Annotated in this window: 16 protein-coding genes and 1 riboswitch; of the genes, 6 read left to right on the top strand and 10 right to left on the bottom strand. The window is 73.2% G+C overall.

Translation table 11 applies throughout. The annotated features are described in order from the left end of the window. Nucleotides 1-13: 13 nt before the first annotated feature. From OG580_RS10335 to OG580_RS10295, 9 genes are all read right to left on the bottom strand, one after another. Nucleotides 14-1,135 carry a nitronate monooxygenase family protein gene (locus OG580_RS10335; protein WP_267043353.1) on the bottom strand — a complete coding sequence of 374 codons (1,122 nt, stop codon included), beginning with the start codon at nucleotides 1,133-1,135 and terminating at the stop codon, nucleotides 14-16. 160 nt (nucleotides 1,136-1,295) lie between these two features. Next, nucleotides 1,296-1,697, bottom strand: coding sequence for a transglycosylase SLT domain-containing protein (locus tag OG580_RS10330; protein WP_267043352.1), 402 nt, complete (start codon nucleotides 1,695-1,697; stop codon nucleotides 1,296-1,298). 286 nt (nucleotides 1,698-1,983) lie between these two features. Further along, nucleotides 1,984-2,856, bottom strand: coding sequence for an ECF transporter S component (locus OG580_RS10325; RefSeq protein WP_267043351.1), 873 nt, complete (start codon nucleotides 2,854-2,856; stop codon nucleotides 1,984-1,986). Continuing rightward, nucleotides 2,853-4,757: an ABC transporter ATP-binding protein gene (locus tag OG580_RS10320; protein WP_267043350.1), complete on the bottom strand. Its 1,905-nt coding sequence runs from the start codon at nucleotides 4,755-4,757 to the stop codon at nucleotides 2,853-2,855. Before OG580_RS10320 ends, OG580_RS10325 begins: the two co-directional genes overlap by 4 nt. Beyond that, nucleotides 4,754-6,019, bottom strand: a complete 1,266-nt coding sequence (locus tag OG580_RS10315) for an energy-coupling factor transporter transmembrane component T (protein WP_267043349.1) — start codon at nucleotides 6,017-6,019, stop codon at nucleotides 4,754-4,756. Before OG580_RS10315 ends, OG580_RS10320 begins: the two co-directional genes overlap by 4 nt. After that, nucleotides 6,016-6,681, bottom strand: coding sequence for an SCO2322 family protein (locus tag OG580_RS10310; RefSeq protein ID WP_267047957.1), 666 nt, complete (start codon nucleotides 6,679-6,681; stop codon nucleotides 6,016-6,018). The genes OG580_RS10315 and OG580_RS10310 overlap by 4 nt, the downstream gene beginning before the upstream one ends. Nucleotides 6,682-6,821: 140 nt before the next feature. Next, nucleotides 6,822-8,072, bottom strand: a complete 1,251-nt coding sequence (locus OG580_RS10305) for a prenyltransferase/squalene oxidase repeat-containing protein (RefSeq protein WP_267043348.1) — start codon at nucleotides 8,070-8,072, stop codon at nucleotides 6,822-6,824. 95 nt (nucleotides 8,073-8,167) lie between these two features. Then, nucleotides 8,168-8,243, bottom strand: a riboswitch (cobalamin riboswitch). 214 nt (nucleotides 8,244-8,457) lie between these two features. Further along, complete coding sequence (locus OG580_RS10300) at nucleotides 8,458-9,495, bottom strand: MBL fold metallo-hydrolase (RefSeq protein WP_267043347.1); 1,038 nt, start codon at nucleotides 9,493-9,495, stop codon at nucleotides 8,458-8,460. A gap of 72 nt (nucleotides 9,496-9,567) precedes the next feature. Continuing rightward, nucleotides 9,568-10,974 carry a cytochrome P450 gene (locus tag OG580_RS10295; RefSeq protein ID WP_267043346.1) on the bottom strand — a complete coding sequence of 469 codons (1,407 nt, stop codon included), beginning with the start codon at nucleotides 10,972-10,974 and terminating at the stop codon, nucleotides 9,568-9,570. Nucleotides 10,975-11,861: 887 nt separating this feature from the next. Between OG580_RS10295 and OG580_RS10290 the strand changes: the two genes are divergently transcribed. The 5 genes from OG580_RS10290 to OG580_RS10270 all read left to right on the top strand — a co-directional run bounded on the left by OG580_RS10290 (nucleotide 11,862) and on the right by OG580_RS10270 (nucleotide 15,315). Further along, nucleotides 11,862-13,331, top strand: a complete 1,470-nt coding sequence (locus OG580_RS10290) for an aldehyde dehydrogenase (protein WP_267043345.1) — start codon at nucleotides 11,862-11,864, stop codon at nucleotides 13,329-13,331. Continuing rightward, nucleotides 13,331-13,564: a ferredoxin gene (locus OG580_RS10285; RefSeq protein WP_267043344.1), complete on the top strand. Its 234-nt coding sequence runs from the start codon at nucleotides 13,331-13,333 to the stop codon at nucleotides 13,562-13,564. Before OG580_RS10290 ends, OG580_RS10285 begins: the two co-directional genes overlap by 1 nt. Before the next feature lie 99 nt (nucleotides 13,565-13,663). Continuing rightward, nucleotides 13,664-14,185, top strand: a complete 522-nt coding sequence (locus tag OG580_RS10280) for a hypothetical protein (protein WP_267043343.1) — start codon at nucleotides 13,664-13,666, stop codon at nucleotides 14,183-14,185. Between the two features lie 2 nt (nucleotides 14,186-14,187). Further along, nucleotides 14,188-14,745 (top strand): hypothetical protein, encoded by a 558-nt coding sequence (locus tag OG580_RS10275; RefSeq protein ID WP_267043342.1) that lies wholly within the window; start codon nucleotides 14,188-14,190, stop codon nucleotides 14,743-14,745. A gap of 120 nt (nucleotides 14,746-14,865) precedes the next feature. After that, nucleotides 14,866-15,315 carry a hypothetical protein gene (locus tag OG580_RS10270; protein ID WP_267043341.1) on the top strand — a complete coding sequence of 150 codons (450 nt, stop codon included), beginning with the start codon at nucleotides 14,866-14,868 and terminating at the stop codon, nucleotides 15,313-15,315. 52 nt (nucleotides 15,316-15,367) lie between these two features. Here OG580_RS10270 and OG580_RS10265 read toward each other — a convergent pair whose 3' ends face one another. Next, a complete protein-coding gene (locus tag OG580_RS10265; protein WP_267043340.1) occupies nucleotides 15,368-16,033 on the bottom strand; it encodes a TetR family transcriptional regulator in 666 nt (221 codons plus the stop codon). A 274-nt stretch (nucleotides 16,034-16,307) separates the two neighbouring features. Between OG580_RS10265 and OG580_RS10260 the strand changes: the two genes are divergently transcribed. Next, nucleotides 16,308-17,636 carry a glycosyltransferase family 4 protein gene (locus OG580_RS10260; RefSeq protein ID WP_267043339.1) on the top strand — a complete coding sequence of 443 codons (1,329 nt, stop codon included), beginning with the start codon at nucleotides 16,308-16,310 and terminating at the stop codon, nucleotides 17,634-17,636. The last annotated feature ends 95 nt before the right edge of the window (nucleotides 17,637-17,731 follow it).

The following is a 17,731-nucleotide window of genomic DNA, read 5'->3' as shown; positions in this document are numbered from 1 at the left end:
GGGAGTCCGCCGCCTACGGTGCGCCCGGCGCGGCGCCCGCCTCCTTCACGAGAGCCGAGAGGTACGCCTCCGCCGACAGGGACCCCCGCGCCAGTGCCGCCGCCTGTCCGGCCCACAGGTTCACGTACGCGGGCCGGTCCTGTGCGGCGGCGGCCCGTCGGATCGGCTGCATCAGGGCGTTCTGTACGGGATACGGGGGCACGTGCTCCTCGTGGGCCGCCATGTCCCGGACGAAGTCGTTCGGGACACCCCGGGCCGTGCGCCCAGAGAAGAGCCGGGTGAGCACGGTGGTGCGGGACTCGGGGGTGCCGAGAATCCGCCGGTGGACCTCGCTCGCCCCCGACTCGCGGGCGGCGAGGAAGCCGGTGCCGATCTGGACGGCGTCCGCTCCCAGGGCGAGCGCGGCGGCGATCCCGCGCCCGTCGGCGATCCCGCCCGCCGCGACCACGGGGACGGTCACCGCGTCCGCCACCTGCGGGACCAGGGAGAAGGTGCCGACCAGGGACTCCCGTACCGGCCGGAGGAAGGCGCCCCGGTGGCCGCCCGCGTCGCTGCCGGAGGCGACGACCGCGTCCGCCCCGGCCCGCTCCAGGGCCACGGCCTCGTCGACGGTCGTCGCCGTGCCCACGACGACGATCCCGCGCCGGCGGGCCTCCGTGACGAGCCGGCGCGGGGGCAGGCCCATGACCAGGCTGATCACCGGCGGGGCGGCCGCGAGGAGGGCGTCCAGCTGCTCGTCGAAGTCCGGCCACGCCCGTACGTCCTCGGCGCTCGGCGGTTCGACGCCCAGTTCCTCGTAGTACGGCCGCAGGCGCTCGACGTGCGCCGCCATCGGGTCCGCGACGGCGGCGAGCGCCTCGGCCTCGCCCTCCTGCGGGACCCAGAGGTTCACGGCGAACGGGCGATCGGTGGCCGCGCGGAGCCGGGTCACGAGCGCGGTGATCTCCTCGGGGCCGAGGATGTGCGCCCCGTACGAGCCGAGGCCGCCGCCCTCGGAGACCGCCGCCGCGAGGGCGACGGAGGACAGGCCGCCGCCGAAGGGTCCCTGGACGACGGGGAGCGCGGTTCCGACGAGCTCGCCGAACCGGCCGGGGCCGAGGATGCCCCGCTCGGCGGGGGTGGGTTCTGCGGACATGGGGCAGCCTCCGGCATCGTCGCGGCGGGAACGGGTCCGCCGACACCAGAGACACTAGACGACCGGTCTACTAAATTTCCAGGGCGGAAAACGCCGCAGGCCCCGCCCCTCCGTGAAGGAGGGCGGGGCCTTGCGGATGCGCTGTGCGGCTGGGTGTTTCTTAGTACCAGCCGTTGGCCTGCCAGAACGCCCAGGCGGCGTTCGGGGAGCCGTAGCGCTCGTTCATGTAGTTCAGGCCCCACTTGATCTGCGTGGCGGGGTTGGTCTTCCAGTCGGAACCGGCCGAGGACATCTTCGAGGCCGGGAGGGCCTGGACCAGGCCGTACGCGCCGCTGGACGAGTTGGTGGCGCTGGGGTTCCAGCCGGACTCGTGCGAGACGATCTTGCTGAAGGCGGCGTACTGCGAGGCGGGGACGATGTCGCGAGCGAGCTCCTGCGGGCTGGCGGCCGAAGCCGAGCCGGTCGTACCGAGCACCGCACCCGACGCACCCAGCAGCACGGCTGCGGTGGCGGCGATCTTCTTGTTGCGGGCAGTGGCACGAGTGGTGAGCGAGCGGAACAACGTATCTACCTAACGTCGGGAACAAGGGCCGCGCCGGGCGATTTCGGCAAGCCGGAACCAGGGCCCGGGAGACCCGGGTACTGGGGGGAACCGGCCGTCCGAGGCGCTGCGGTGAGCACCGGCTGCCTGGCGACGTCCACTACGAAACCAGGGTCGGAACGCCGACGCAACGACCCCCTGTACGAGGAAGGTTCGGACCCGGGCGGAAGGTCCCGGGGGGTGGGTGTGGGGCGTTTCCGCAGGTCATGCCCTGTAGTGGGGTGATTTGGGAGGGTGTGTCTGGCTACTATTTCCGCTCGTACGTGACGTAGGTCCTGTGGGGCGGCTCACCCGGAGCGGCCCTTTCCGCGCCTTCGAATGTGACCTGGGCCTCGAAGTTCGCCCGTCGTGTGGCACGGCGCAGCGCCTTCAGGAGCGTGGATCCGATGGTGAGGGTGAGGACGACGGTGAGGGCGGCGCGGCCGAGGTCCCAGCCGAGGGAGGTGGCGACGACGTAGGCGAGGAAACGGACGAGGTTCTCGTGGAGCGGGGCGCCCGGCTCGAAGGAGATCCCGCTGCTCAGGCCCTGGAGCAGGACCCAGCCCTGCAGGTTCATGACGGTTCCGTACGCGAACGCCGCCACGAACCCGTACGCGGAGAGCATCAGCAGCTCCCCCCGCCCGCGCAGCCGCCGAGGCCCAGGGAGCAGCCCCGCGCCCATCGTGAACCAGCCCATCGAGAGCATCTGGAACGGCATCCAGGGGCCCACCCCGCCCGTGAGCAGGGCGGACGCGAACATCGTGACCGCGCCGAGCACGAAGCCGAAGCCCGGTCCGAGGACCCGGCCGCTCAGCACCATCAGGAAGAACATCGGCTCAAGCCCGGCCGTCCCCGCCCCGAGCGGGCGGAGCGCGGCCCCCACGGCGGCGAGCACACCCAGCATCGCCACGGCCTTCGCGTCCATCCCGCAGTCGGCGATCGTCGCGATCACGACCGCGACGAGGAGCGGGAGGAGGGCCGCGAAGAGCCAGGGCGCGTCTCCGGCGTGGGAGGTGACGGCCGAGTCGGCATCCGCGAAGAGCGGCCAGCAGAAGGCGATGATCCCGATGAAGGACACCAGGACGAGCGCGGCGACGGAGCGCGGGCCGAGCCGGACGGGGCGGCCGCTCACATGCTTCACAGCGCCCCCTCCACCTGTTCCACCGTGAGCCACGGCTGCGGCGCGAGGATCTTGGCGACCTGTGGGGAGAAGGCGGGGGAGGAGACGACGACCTCGGCCGTCGGGCCGTCAGCGACCACCTCGCCGTCCGCGATGATCACCACCCGGTGCGCCAGTTCGGCCGCCAGCTCCACGTCGTGGGTGGCCAGCACGATCGCGTGCCCCTTCGCCGCGAGGGCGCGCAGGTGCGTGACGAGCCGGGCCTTGGCCGCGTAGTCCAGACCACGGGTCGGCTCGTCGAGGAGGAGGAGGGGCGGGCGGCCGGTCAGGACGACGGCCAGCGCGAGCGCGAGCCGCTGCCCCTCGGACAGGTCGCGGGGGTGGGTGTCGTCCGCGACCCCCGGCAGCAGCTCGGAGACCAGGGCCCGACAGGTCCCGGGCGCCGCGCCCGCGTCCGCGTCGGCCGCCGCGCACTCGGCGGCGACGGTGTCCGCGTACAGCAGGTCCCTCGGCTCCTGAGGGACCAGGCCGACCTGGCGGATCAGCTCGCCGGGGGCGGTGGTGTGAGGGGTGCGCCCGGCGACGTGGACCGTTCCGGAGGTCGGCGGGATCATGCCGACGAGGGTGGAGAGGAACGTGGACTTCCCGGCCCCGTTCCGCCCCATGAGCGCGACGGTCTCACCGGCCCGGACCTGGAGGTCCACCGTGCGGAGGGCCTCGACGCGACCGCGCCGCACGCCGAGGCCTTCGGTGAGGACAAGGGGGGTGGTGGGGTCGGTGGTCGCGGCGGTGGCCGGGCCGGTCGTGCGGGTGCGGCGCCGCAGGAACGGGAGGATTCCCCCACCCCGCCCCTTCCCGAAACCGGGGATGCTGCCCCCGTACCCCCGCGCCTCACACGCCGGCGGGGCTGAAATAGCTCCCCGCAGCGAAGGCGCTGTGCGGACTGAGATGTCGCTCGGCGGTGAAGCCGCGCTTCCGCCGGGGTCGGCGGGCAGGGCTTCGCCCGCCGTCGAGCGGGCTGAATGATCCAGCCCGTCCGGCGTTTGAGGACCGGGGTCCGGGGCGGAGCCCCGGTTCCGGGAAGGGGCGGGGTGGGGGAGACGCCCCGCAGGGTCCAGCCCCGCCAGCCGCTCCTTCAGCGCACCCGACCGCCGCCGCGCGTCCCGCACCGTCAGCGGCAGCGGGTCCCAGCCCGCCAGGCGGCCCAGCGCCACCACCGGCGGATGCACCGGCGAGACCGCCATGATCTCGGCCGGCGGGCCCATGACACCGTCCGGCAGGAGGATGACCTGATCCGCGTACTGGACGACCCGTTCGAGGCGGTGCTCGGCGAGGAGCACCGTCGTGCCCAGGTCGTGCACCAGCCGCTGCAGCACCGCGAGGACGTCCTCCGCCGCCGACGGGTCCAGCGCGGACGTCGGCTCGTCGAGCACGAGGACCTTGGGGTGGGGGGTCAGGACCGAGCCGATCGCGACGCGCTGGCGCTGCCCGCCGGAGAGCGTGGCGATCGGGCGGTCGCGGAGTTCGGCCAGGCCGAGGAGGTCGAGCGTCTCCTCCACCCGCCGCCGCATGACCGCCGGCGCGAGACCCAGGGACTCCATCCCGTACGCGAGCTCGTCCTCGACCGTGTCGGTGACGAAGTGCGCCGAGGGGTCCTGTCCGACCGTGCCGACCACGTCCGCGAGCTCGCGCGGCGGATGCGTGCGGGTGTCCCGGCCGTCGACGGTGACCCGGCCGGTCAGGGTGCCGCCCGTGAAGTGGGGGACGAGGCCGGAGACCGCGCCGAGGAGGGTCGACTTGCCGACGCCGGAGGGGCCGACGAGCAGCACGAGCTCGCCCTCGGGGACGGTGAGGTCCAGGCCCCGCAGGGTGGGCTCGCCGTCCTCCTCGTACCTCACCGAGACGTTCTCGAAGCGGATCACGTGCTCTCCTTGGGAACGGACTCAGGGCGTACGGACTCCGGGAGTACGGATTCTCGACGTGCGGACTCCCGACGTGCGGACTCTCGGCGTGCGGATTCCCGGCGTACGGACTCCTGACGTGCGGATTCCTGGCGTGCGGATTCCTGGCGTACGGATTCCTCGGGTACGGGCGCCACGAACGCCGGCACCAGACCCACCAGGATCGACATCGCCGGCCACAGCGGAAGCTCGGGCGCCTCCAGCGGGACGACCCCCGGATGCAGCGCCTCCGGCGCGTACGCGTTCGCCCAGATCATCAGGACCGCGACCGTCACTCCCGAGCCCGCGACCAGCCAGGCCCGCGCGCCCCAGTGGTCGGGCCGGTACCGGGTCCGTACGGTCCGCCGCCCGCCGAGCCGGAGCCCCGCCATCGCCGCGAGGAGCCCGGCGGCCAGCAGCGGGAGCCCGTATCCGGCGCCCTCCGCCGCGAGCAGCCCGTACGAACCGGCGCAGACGCCGAGCAGTCCGCCCAGCGTCAGGACGTTCGTCGTACGGCGTACGGAGGCGGGGACCTGGGCCGTCCGGCCGTAGCCCCGCGCGTCCATCGACGCCGCCACCGCGACCGACCGCTCAAGCGCCCCTTCGAGCACCGGCAGGCCGATCTGGAGCACCGCGCGCACCCCGCCCGTGGGGCGGCCCCGCAGGCGGCGGGCGGTCCGCAGCCGGACCACGTCCGCGACCATGTTCGGCGCGAAGGTCATCGCCACGACGACGGCGACCCCGGCCTCGTACAGCGCCCCCGGCAGCGATTTCAGCAGCCGCGCCGGGTTGGCCAGCGCGTTCGCCGCGCCCACGCAGATCAGCAGGGTCGCCAGCTTGGCGCCGTCGTAGAGCGCGAAGACCAGTTGCTCGGCGGTGACCCGGCCACCGATCCGTACCCCTTGCGCCCAGTCGGGCAGCGGCACCTCGGGCAGCGTGAACAGGACGTGCGTCCCCGGGATGGGGGAACCGAGCAGCAGCGAGAAGACCACCCGCAGGAAGACGACGAACAGACCGAGCTTCACGAACGCGCCGTACGAGCGCGCCCAGGGCGCGTCCGTACGACGGGCCGCCACGACGTACCCGGCGACGCCGACGAGCAGGCCGAGCAGCAGCGGGTTGGTGGTACGGGAGGCGGCGACGGCCAGGCCGAGCGCCCACAGCCACCAGGCTCCGGCGTGCAGGGCGTTCGACCGGTTCGCCACGGGGGCCGTGAACGCACCGCGGCTACGTGCGGGGCTCATCCGCGCCGGCGAGCCTTCCAGATCGCGGCACCGCCGAGCGCCAGGACGGCGGCTCCGCCGGCGAGCACGCCGAACGACGGGCTGCCGGCCCCTTCCCCGGAAGCGGAAGCCTCAGGGGTGCCGGGACCGGGCGCGGTGGTGGGGGCGACCGAAGCCCCCGTCTTCTCCCCGCCCTCCGCGACCTGCTCGCCGCAGCCCCGCGCCGGATAGCCCGCGATCCCGCACAGCATCGCCGCGCCGTCGTACCGCAGCGGCTTCGCCACCTCGGCCAGCGCCTCCGCGCCCGTCGCGTCCTCGCGGACCTGCGCGCAGCCGACCCGGACGGTCTTCGCCGGGAGCCGCTCGCCGGGCGGGGCGTCCTGCGGTCCGCCGAAGTCGACGACGACCGCGATCCGCTTGGTGCCGTCCTTCTTCTCCACGCCCGCGCAGATCCCCGGGAAGTCGGGGGCCACGGAGGGCAGGGAGGTGTCGCTCGTGCCCTGGCTGATCGCGAAGCGGAAGCCGATCGCGTCGCCGTCGGCGGGGCGGGCGGTCGCCGGCCCCTGGGTGGCGTACGCCCAGGGCTTCCCCTCGGCGCTCTCCCAGAACGACCAGTAGCGGTAGCCCGCGGCCTGCGCCGGGGCCGCCGCGACGGCGGTGAGCATCAGCAGCGCCCCGGCCATGGCGGCGAAGGCCCGCGCGGCGCCCCGGCCGACCACAGCCCTGAGCGCCGTCGTCCGTACCGCTGTCGTCTCGACTGCTGTCGTCCGTACTGCTGTCGTCCGTACCGCCGTCGTCTCGACCGCCGTCGTCCCGACCGTCGTCACTTCTTGCGGCCGCTCACGAGGAAGCCGATGCCGACGCCGACGACCATGCCGATGCCGATGATCCACCAGACGTCGAAGCCCCCCTCGTCCTCACTCGTGGAGGCGGTGGAGGTGTCCGGGGTCTTGGGCGCCGGGCCCAGGGCGTTGAGCTGCTCGACGAGGTCGGCGGTGCCGAACTCGCGCGGGTCGGTGTCCATCGCGCGGGCGGCCAGGATCAGCTGCGCGTAGGCGGCGGGGCCGCTCTCCTTCGCCCAGGAGGCGGAGTTCGTCTCCAGCCACTCCAGCGCCGGCTCGGCCTCCTTGGAGGCGCCGGCCGCGGCGAGCGCCACGACCGCGTCGGCGGTGTTGCCGATGTCCGGCTTCGCCGTCGTGTCGGTGGCGCCGGGCATCGGCGGGGCCATGAGGTGGCCGGTCGTCGCGAGGGCCTTCGCCAGGTAGGAGGCGCCGTTGAGGGCGGCCCGGTCGGCGGTCGGCTTGGCCGGGTCCTCGCAGGTCGGCGGCTGGGCGGGGCGGGCCTTGCTGGAGACGATGCTCTTGCCGAGCCCGGCGAGGGTGGCGGCGGCGGTGGCGTCCGCGTTGGCGAGCAGCGTGCCGTTCTTGTCCGGCTGGTACGCGAAGGCTCCGGCGCCGTCCTTGTCCGAGCAGGGCAGCGCGAAGGTGAGGAGCGCGTCGTAGGGGGTGCGGCCCTCGGCGGAGGTGAACTCGACGGGCTTGACGCCGGCCGCGGCGAGGGCGCCGATGATCACCGAGGTGGAGTTGGCGTCGCTGGGGCCGCCGCCGGGGGTGTAGCCCCAGCCGCCGTCCTTGTTCTGCGCGCTCCGCAGCCAGTCGGTGCCGGCGTCGACGGCCGTGGTGACCTTCTCGGGGTCGGCGTACTGGCGGCGGACGGCGGCGAGTGCCTGGACGGCGAGGGCGGTGGCGTTGGTGTCCCGCATCGTCTTCGCGTCACAGGGCTTCGTGGCGTCCGCGCGGTACGAGCTGAAGGAGCCGTCGGCGCACTGCTGGCCGAGGAGCCAGTCCACGGACTGGTCGGCGGGCTGGAAGCCGGTTCCGCGCTGGGCGAGGAAGGCGAGCGACTGGCGCCAGACGCCGTCGTAGGTCGGGTCCGACGTGCCGTACGGACCGACCGGGGCCGTGCCGGCCGAGGCGGAAGGGGAGGGCGTGGCGGCGGCCGGAAGAGCTGCTCCGGTGCCGAGTACGACTGCGGCGGCGGCGAGCGCGGCGGCGCCGCGGCGGACGGTGTTCATGGGGCCCTCTCCTGCGGCCGGGCACCGGCACGCCTCAGGGGCACCAGGCTCCGGCTCCGTATTCCTCGACGGTGCCGGCGGTCACGTCCCGGACGGGGCATTCCGACTCGCCGCTCCCGGGGGAGCGGCTCACGGTTGCGGGGTCAGTGCCGGACTCGCACCGGCTTCCCCCCGTACGGGCATGATGACGACCCGCCCACTCTACCGGCCCGTACGCGCGCCGCCCCGGGGGTGCGAGGCGCCTCACATCCGCGGGCCGGGGAGGCTCACACCCGCAGGTCCGGGCGCCTCACATCCGCAGGACGGGGGAGGCTCACATCCGCAGGGAGGGGGCGCCTCGCACCGGCAGGGCGGGGGAGGCTCGCACCCGTAGGGCAGCGGAGGCTCACACCGCGACGTACGTCACCGGGTCCGTACCCGTCACCGCCTCCGCGCGGCCGAGCTTCACCAGACGGCGGACGTGGGCCTCGGCCTCGCTGACGGCGATGTTGCGGGAGCCGTGGGGGATCTCCGCCCAGGGCCGGTTCCACTCCATCCGCTCGGCCAGCTGCCAGGGGGTGAGCGGGGTGGCGATCAGGGCGAGGAGTCCGGTGAGCCGTTCCTCGTGGTGGACGAGGAGCTCGTCGATGCGGCCCTTGGCGTCGGCGAAGGCGTACTGATGGGCGGGGAGGACCTCGGCGACGCCGAGTCGGCCGATGCGTTCGAGCGAGTCGAGGTAGTCGCCGAGGGGGTCGGTCTCGTGGAGCTCGCCCGGGTTCTCGTACAGCCCGATGTGCGGGGAGATCCCGGGAAGCAGGTGGTCACCGGAGAAGAGCCGGCCGTGGCCCGGCAGCCGGGAGGGGTGCTCCTCCTCCAGGTGGAGGCAGACGTGGCCGGGGGTGTGGCCGGGGGTCCAGATCGCGCGCAGCCGCCGGCCGGCCAGGTCGAGGAGCTCGCCGGGGACGATCTCGCGGTCGGGGAGGGCGGAGCCGAGACCGGGCAGGGTCCGCATCCGGCCGGAGGCGCGGGCGGCCCGCAGGGGGGCGACGTGCTCCTCGGGCGCGCCGACGGCGGTCAGCTTGTGGACCATGTAGTCGAGCCAGGTGCCGGGTTCGGCGTCACGGGTGCGGCGGACGACGGCGGTGTCGGCCGCGTGCATGGCGATCCAGGCCCCGGACTCGTCACGGACCCGGCCGGAGAGGCCGTGGTGGTCGGGGTGGTGATGGGTGATGACGACCCCGTGGACGTCCTTCACGGAGAGCCCCAACGCGTTCAGTCCGTCGGTGAGTTCGCTCCAGGAAGCCGGGTCGTCCCAGCCGGTGTCGACGAGGACCGGTCCGCGGTCGGTGTCGAGGACGTGGACCAGGGTGTGGCCGAGCGGATTGTCCGGGATGGGGACCCGTAGGGACCAGACGCCTCCGCCGTGCTCGGTCACCTGGGTCATGTGCCCTCATCTCTCCAAGACCGTACGGAGCTTGCTCGGCCATCTCTCATCCTAACGAGAACTGACGGTACGTCAGCTTCGGTCTGGGGGAAAGGACTTCCTTCCGTCTCCGACCTGCGATCGGACGGTCGACGCGGGCATCGCGGTGCGTGGCCGTACCCGCATGCGCAGGTCGCGGAGTTCGAGCGTCACGGCGGCGGCGAGGCGGCCCCGGTGGCCCGGCACGTGTTCCAGGTGCCATCGGGAGGCGATGGTCGCGAGGGCGAGGGTGGCCTCGACCATGCTGAAGGAGTCGCCGATGCATTTGCGGGCGCCCGCGGCGAAGGGCAGGAAGGCGTGGCGTGGCGGTCGGGGGTGCGGGGAGGCCCAGCGGTCGGGGGCGAAGGCTTCGGGATCGGGGTAGAGGTCGGGCCGGTGGTGGATGAGGTACGGGCTGTAGGCGACGCTGGTCCCGGCCTGCAGGAGGTGCCCGCCGAGGTGCGTGTCGGCGGTGACCGCGCGGGTGAAGAACCAGCCGGGCGGGCGCAGCCGGAGGGTCTCGGTGATGACGCGCTCGGTCAGTGGCAGGCGCGGCAGGTCGGCGTGGGTGGCCGGCGCGCCGCGCAGGGCGGTGTCGACCTCGGCGTGCACCCGCCGCTCGACTTCGGGGTGGCGGGCCAGCAGATCGAGTGCCGAGGACAGCGTGGCGGCGGTGCTCTCGATGCCGGCCAGGATGAAGGAGACGATCGTGTCGCTGATCTCGGCGCCGGTCATGCCGGGGCGGTCGTCCTCGGGGTCGTGGGCCGCCACCAGGGCCGAGAGCAGGTCGCCGTGGTCGGCGCCGTCGGCGCGGCGCTGGGCGATGATGCGCTCCACGGTGTCGTGGAGGCGGGCGCGGGCGGCGAGGTGGGCGCGATTGCCGGGGGTGGGCAGACGGTCCAGCGGCGGGATCAGGAACATCCGCTGGTAGAGGCTCTTGACCACGGTGGTGACGTCGCTGACGAGCCGGCCGTGCGCGGTCGAGGGCAGGGTGTCGGAGAACAGCGTGGCGGTGATGATCCTGGAGCTGGTCGTCATCATCTCGGCGGGTACGTCGAGGACTTGGCCGGGACTCCAGGAGTCGGTCGTCTCCTGGACGCAGGTGGTCATGGCCCGTGCGTAGTCCGGGAGCCGGGCCTGGTGGAAGGCGGGCTGGGACAGCCGCCGCAGTCGGCGATGGGCCTGATGCCGGCAGGAGACCACGCCGTCGCCGATCACTTCGCGCAGGCGGTCGTACAGCGGGCCGCCCTTGTCGAAGACGCGGTCGTCCAGCAGGACTTGCCGGGTCAGTTCCGGATCGCAGACCACGACGACGGCGAGGGGGCCGAGCCGGATGCGGACCAGCTCGCCGTGGGCGGGCAGCGAGTTCAGGAACGCCAGCGGGTCCCGCAGCAGCGGCACGACGTGCCCGATCAGGGGGAGCGCGCGGGGAGCGGTGGGGATCGAGGGGAAGTCCTTCATGACGCGGTACGGCTCCTCTTGACGGGTCCCACCGTCGGGCGACCCTCCTGCTTGGGGGTCCATCCTGGTGGCGTCGCCCGCGTCCGGCCCGGAAGCGGCAGGTCGGAGGCCGTCACCCGGATCGCCGCCAGGTTGACTCCTCGCGGCTCCGCCGGAGGCGCCGACGACGGCGATGCCGACCGGCCTACGGGGCGACGCCGACCGGCCTACGGGGCGACGCCGACCTGCGATCGCGCTGTCGTGGTGGGTCGTCGTCGGCCGTTGCCGAGCCCCCTCGCACGGCCCACGGACGGCCCGGACCGGCGGCGCCTGGCCGCGCGACGGCCGTTGTCGGTACCGCTGGTTAGAGTCCGCTTGCGCGCGGTCGGCTTCCGAGGTGTCCAGCTCTGCAGTGCGGCTGCATCCCTGACTCTGTCCGGGGGCGGCCCGGGGCAAGCCCGGGACCTAACCGACGTTCAGGCACCGCCGATGGCCAAGAGTGACCTGCCAGCGCCGGCCGCGCGCACACTGCCCGAGTCTGTCCTGGGGGCGAAGGTCCAGCGCTACGTCGAAGTGCTGGAAGCCCACGGGATCTCCCGCCTGATCGGGCACGTGAAGGGCACGTCAGGTCAGCTCCGAGGCACCAGCTCGATCGTCACCGGTGCGTTCTTGCCCATGCCGCTCCTTGTCGTTGTCCGTCCGAGAGCTGCACGGTATCGACTGCCTCCGTCGCAGCTCGCCCCGGCTGCCACCCCGTCTGCCGTCGTCCCGCACGCCGTGGTGGCAGGTCAGTCGCCAGGGGCCCAGGTGGAGCGTCCCGCTGTCCGGGGCATTGCCCGCGATAACTAGAACTGGTATCAGTTCTGAGGCATCGTCAGATAAGTTCATCTCCTCGGGAGGCCGCGGTCATGACCGAGCTTGTGGAGCACGGAAAGCTGTTCATCGGCGGGGCGTTGACCGATCCGCTCGGCGACGGGGTCATCGAGGTGATCTCGCCGCACACCGAGGAGGTCATCGGGCGCGTCCCGCACGCCTCGGAGGCCGATGTCGACCGGGCCGTCGCCGCCGCCCGCCGGGCCTTCGACGAGGGGCCCTGGCCCCGGATGTCGGTGGAGGAGCGGATCGCGGTCGTCACCCGTATCAAGGACGCGATCGCCGCCCGCTACGAGGAGATCGCCCGCTCCATCAGCTCGCAGAACGGCTCCCCGTACTCCTGGTCCGTCCTCGCCCAGGCGCTCGGCGCGATGATGGTCTGGGACGCGGCGATCACCGTCGCCCGGGACTACCCCTTCGAGGAGCGGCGCGGCGGCGTGCTCGGGCCGCTGCTCGTCCGGCGCGAGCCGGTGGGCGTGGTCGCGGCCGTCATCCCGTGGAACGTGCCGCAGTTCACCGCCGCCGCCAAGCTGGGGCCGGCGCTGCTCGCCGGCTGCACGGTGGTCCTCAAGCCCTCGCCGGAGTCGCCCCTCGACTCGTACATCCTCGCCGAGATCGCCACCGAGGCCGGGCTGCCCGAGGGCGTGCTCAGCATCCTGCCCGCCGACCGCGAGGTCAGCGAGTACCTCGTCGGTCACCCCGGCGTCGACAAGGTCTCCTTCACCGGTTCCGTCGGGGCCGGCAAGCGGGTCATGGAGGTCGCCTCCCGCAACCTCACCCGGGTCACCCTCGAACTCGGCGGCAAGTCGGCCGCGGTGATCCTGCCCGACGCGGACCTGGACGCCACCGTCGCCGGGGTCGTTCCCGCCGCCTGGATGAACAACGGCCAGGCGTGTGTGGCCCAGACCCGCATCCTCGCCCCGCGCTCCCGTTACGAGGAGATCGCCGAGGCCTTCGCGGCGGCGGCCGGCGCGCTCGTCGTCGGCGACCCGCTCGACCCCGCCACCCAGGTCGGTCCGCTCGTCGCCCGGCGCCAGCAGCAGCGCTCCCTCGACTACATCGGCATCGGCCAGGCCGAGGGCGCCAAGGTCCTCGCGGGCGGCGGGCGTCCGGCCGGCCTGGACCGCGGCTGGTACGTCGAGCCGACCCTCTTCGGCGGTGTCGACAACTCCATGCGGATCGCCCGCGAGGAGATCTTCGGCCCGGTCATCTGCCTCCTGCCGTACGGGGACGAGGCCGAGGCCCTCCGGATCGCCAACGACTCCGACTTCGGGCTCAGCGGCAGCGTCTGGACCGGCGACGTGGAGCACGGCATCGACTTCGCCCGGAGCGTGCGCACCGGCACCTTCAACGTCAACACCTTCAGCCTGGACATGCTCGGCCCCTTCGGCGGCTACAAGAACTCCGGCCTGGGCCGGGAGTTCGGGCCCGAGGGCTTCGGCGAGTACCTGGAGCACAAGATGATCCACCTCCCGGGTGGCTACGAGGGCCCGGCGGGGGAGTGATGGGGGACCGCTGGAACGTCGAGGTCGACCGGAGCGTCTGCATCGGCTCCGGTATGTGCGTCAACCACGCCCCGGCCTCCTTCCGTCTCGACACGGCCCGGCAGTCCCATCCGGCGGAACCGGAGCTGGACGCGGGAGAGGCGTTGCTCGCGGCGGCCGAGGGCTGCCCGGTGGAAGCCATCCTGATCACCCTCGCGGACGGCGGCGAACCGGTCTATCCGCCGGAGGAGTAGCCGCTCCGCCCCGTGGCACACTGCTTCCTCGATCACGGGGCGTCCAGCCCGGTGATCTGGGAGGGGACGACTGTGCACGGGAAGAGGGGGGCCGCCGTCGTGGCCTTGACCATGGCCAAGGCCGTCGGCGTCACGGGGTGCGGTGGGAACGCGAACGGTACGGGAGCGGCGGGCCCGACGTCCGTCGCCCCCCGGCCGACAGGGACGGGACCGCTCACCAAGGCCGTGGTGCAGGCGGACATCGACAGCTCGGTGGTGGACGCGGGCACGCCGCCCGCCGACCCGGACTGGGCCGCCATGGCGGACCGCGGCCGCGGCAAGGGCTGCGTGATCGCGTACATGGGCTACGGCGCGGAGGGCGCCCCCGCGGGCGTCCCGCAGTACGAGGCGCTGGTGCGCGAGTTGGAGGAGCGCGGCTGGGAGCAGTCCGGGCGGCGGAAGGAGCGCAGGGCCGAGGACGAGGCCCGTACGGTCATCGACGTCCAGACCGTCCTGGAGCAGCGCGGCTGGAGCGTGACGACGGAGTACCGCGCCGGAACCGGGCAGGGTGAGGTCAAGGCGATGGCCTTCGACGTCGCCTGCGCGAAGAAGGCCGGCCTCGACGAGAACCCGGTGGGCTGACCATGCGTACGAGAGACATGGCGGCGGTCGCGGGCGTGCTGGCGGCGGTGCTGTTCGGCGCCGGGTGCGGTGCGGAGGGGGCCGGGTCCGGGGGCTTCGGGCGTGAGGCGGCGCAGGAGGAGATCCGTGCGGCCGTGGCCGGGGCGGGACTGCCGAAGTCCGAGCTGCCCGAGCCGGGCGCCGTGACCCCGACGGCCACGCCCACTGCGGAGCGGGACCGGATCGCCCAGCGCGCCGTCGCCTGCACGGCCGCCTGGCAGTACGTCGGGCCCGTGGTGGAGGGGGCGCGGGGGAAGTACGACCGGACGGTCGCCGCCCTCGTCAAGGAGGGCTGGACAGCCGGGAACCGGCAGGTGGAGAAGCTTGACGACAAGGGGGGGACCTCGGTCGGCGTCACGCTCGAGAAGAGCGGCTGGACGCTGTTCGCCCGCCATCACGCCCCGAAGACGATGGCGATGGACATGGTCTCCTTCCAGGCGACGGAGGACGCGTGCATGAGTCGGTTCAGCGAGCGGGAGATGGACCTCCTCACCGGGGAGGAAGAGGGCACCGGGGGCTGACGCGCGCCCGGTTCGTGACGCACCGTCATTCCCGCGTGCAAAACTGTGCCCTTGAAAACGGGGGCGAAGGGCCTTCGTGCGTGTGGGGGGAATGCTGTGCGCAAGGTGGGGATGGTGGCCGTGGCCACCGGAGTGGTGCTGCTCGTCGGGGGCTGTGGCGGCGAGGGCGACGGCGCGGGCAAGGGTGGATCGGGCGTGTCGCTGACCGCCGCCCAGGTCGACAAGGAGATCGGGGCGGCCGCGGGTGCGGCCGGGTTCACCAAGGCCTCGTTCGACACGGTCAAGCCGAAGCTCAAGGAGTGCATGATCAACTGGGCGGCGGACGAGCCCGGCAGGGAGGCCGATCCCAAGAAGGCCTACGCGGACACCCTCGCGGGCCTGGTCAAGGCCGGTTGGGCCAAGGGGGAGACCTCGCGGAAGGGCACCGCGGACGTGCAGATCCTGACGAAGGGCGACTGGACGGTCAGGGCCGGGTCCGACCTGGGCGAAGGGATCAAGATGGTGGCGTTCGCCGGCGTCCTGGAGACCCCGAAGTGCACCGACCTCTACGTGACCGAGCTGGGGAAGTAGGAGTCCCGGCGGTCGAGGGCGGCGAGACGCCCCCTCGACCGTCACTCGCCTGTCACCCGCCCGCGCCCGCCCTCCCGGCGGGCGCGGGCGGTCCTCCTCGGCGGGGTTCCGGCTCCACGAGGTCGATCAGGCGGCAGACCGTCTCGATGTCGATCTTCACCTGGGCGATCGACGCGCGCCCGGACAGCCACGTGATCAGCGCCGAGTGCCAGGTGTGCTCGATCACCCGCACCGCCGAGAGCTGGCGCGGGGTCGGGTGCTCCGCCCCCATCGCGTCCAGGATGATCGCGGTCGTCAGCCGCGAGACGGTGTCGACCTCGGCGCTCACCCCGCGGTCCGCGAAGGTCAGCGCCCGGACCATCGCGTCGGCGAGCTGCGGTTCCCGCTGGAGCGCCCGGAAGGCCCGCATCAGGGTCTCCGCGACCCGCTCCGCCGGGTCGGCGCCCGAGGGCGGCCGCTTCCGCAGGGTGGTGTGCATGTGCTGGAGCTGGTCCTGCATCGTCGCGACCAGCAGGTGGACCTTCGACGGGAAGTAGCGGTACAGCGTGCCCAGGGCCACCCCGGCGGCCTCGGCGACCTCCCGCATCTGCACCGCGTCGAAGCCGCCGCGCGCCGCGAGCTGGGCGCTGGCTTCCAGGATGCGGCGGCGTCGCGCCTCCTGGCGCTCCGTGAGGGGCGCCGACGAGGGGCTGAGGTCCGCTCTGTTGTCTGCGGTCATGAGGTCCCGTTCCGTGCGGTGGGGAGCGGCGGTGGGGAGCGACAGTATGGCGTTCCGGCCGTCGTGGCGCGAATCACCTGTTCCGGCTCTCACCACGGAGCTACCTGCCGGTAGATTCTGTCCTCCTTGATCGATCCTTGATCGTTCAAGGAGCGATCAAGAAGCGACCGGGTGGATCGGTCGAGAAGATCGAGAACGATCAAGTCTGTAACTTGTTCTAGATTAGCGCGAGCGGTTACGCTCCGGCGAAACGCACGCTCGAAGGGGGTCGCGCATGACCGCGGAAGCCATAGAGGCAAGCCCGGCAAGCCCCCGACAGGGCGTCACCGCGGACGGTGGCCTCCCGTTGCGGATCGCCCTCCTCACGTACAAGGGGAACCCGTTCTGCGGCGGCCAGGGCGTCTACGTCCGCCACCTCTCCCGTGAGCTCGCCCGCCTCGGCCACACCGTCGAGGTCATCGGCTCGCAGCCGTACCCCACGCTCGACGAGGGCGTGCCGCTCACCGAGATCGCCAGCCTCGACCTCTACCGCTCGCCGGACCCCTTCCGGACCCCGAAGCGCGACGAGTACCGGGACTGGATCGACGGCCTCGAAGTCGCCACCATGTGGACCGGCGGCTTCCCCGAGCCGCTCACCTTCTCCCTGCGGGCCCGGCGCATGCTCGCCGCCCGCCGCGGCGACTTCGACGTCGTCCACGACAACCAGACCCTCGGCTACGGCCTCCTCGGCGGCCCCCGGGCCCTGGGCGCCCCGCTCGTCACCACGATCCACCACCCCATCACCGTCGACCGGCAGCTCGAACTCGACGCCGCCGCCGACTGGAAGCGCCGCGCCTCCGTCCGCCGCTGGTACGCCTTCACCCGCATGCAGAAGCGCGTCGCCCGCCGGATGCCGTCCGTGCTCACCGTCTCCGGCACCTCCCGCCAGGAGATCGTCGAGCACCTCGGCGTACGCGAGGACCGCATCCGGGTCGTCCACATCGGCGCCGACACCACGCTCTGGTCCCCGGACCCGGCCGTCGCCGAGATCCCCGGCCGGATCGTCACCACCTCCAGCGCCGACGTCCCCCTCAAGGGTCTGATCCACCTGATCGAGGCGCTCGCGAAGCTCCGCACCGAGCGCCCCGACGCCCACCTCGTCGTCGTCGGCAAGCGCGCCGAGGACGGCCCCGTCGCCCAGGCCATCGAGCGGTACGGGCTCGATGGCGCCGTCGAATTCGTCAAGGGCATCAGCGACGCCGAGCTCGTCGACCTCGTGCGCTCCGCCCAGGTCTCCTGCGTGCCCTCGCTGTACGAGGGCTTCTCACTGCCCGCCGCCGAGGCCATGGCCACCGGGACGCCGCTCGTCGCCACCACCGGCGGCGCGATCCCCGAGGTCGCGGGCGCCGACGGCGAGACCTGCCTCGCGGTGCCGCCGGGCGACGCGGGCGCGCTGGCGGCGGCGCTCGGGCGGGTCCTGGGCGACGCGGAGCTGCGGGCCCGCCTCGGTGCCGCGGGGCGCGTGCGGGTCCTGGAGCGCTTCACCTGGGCGCGCGCCGCGCAGGGGACGGCCGAGCTGTACCGCGAGGCGGTTGCCCGCCAACGCGCCGGGGCCCGCCGATGACGCCTCGCTGTCGTCGCGGGGTGCGGCCCGGTGGGTGGGTTGTGCCCACCCGTTCCGCCCTGCGGAACGACTGCCCACAACCCAGCGGCGGTGCC

Origin of the sequence: Streptomyces sp. NBC_00094, assembly GCF_026343125.1 — a bacterium.
In the GTDB taxonomy this organism is placed as follows: domain Bacteria; phylum Actinomycetota; class Actinomycetes; order Streptomycetales; family Streptomycetaceae; genus Streptomyces.
This window is presented reverse-complemented; position numbering and strand designations above follow the sequence as displayed.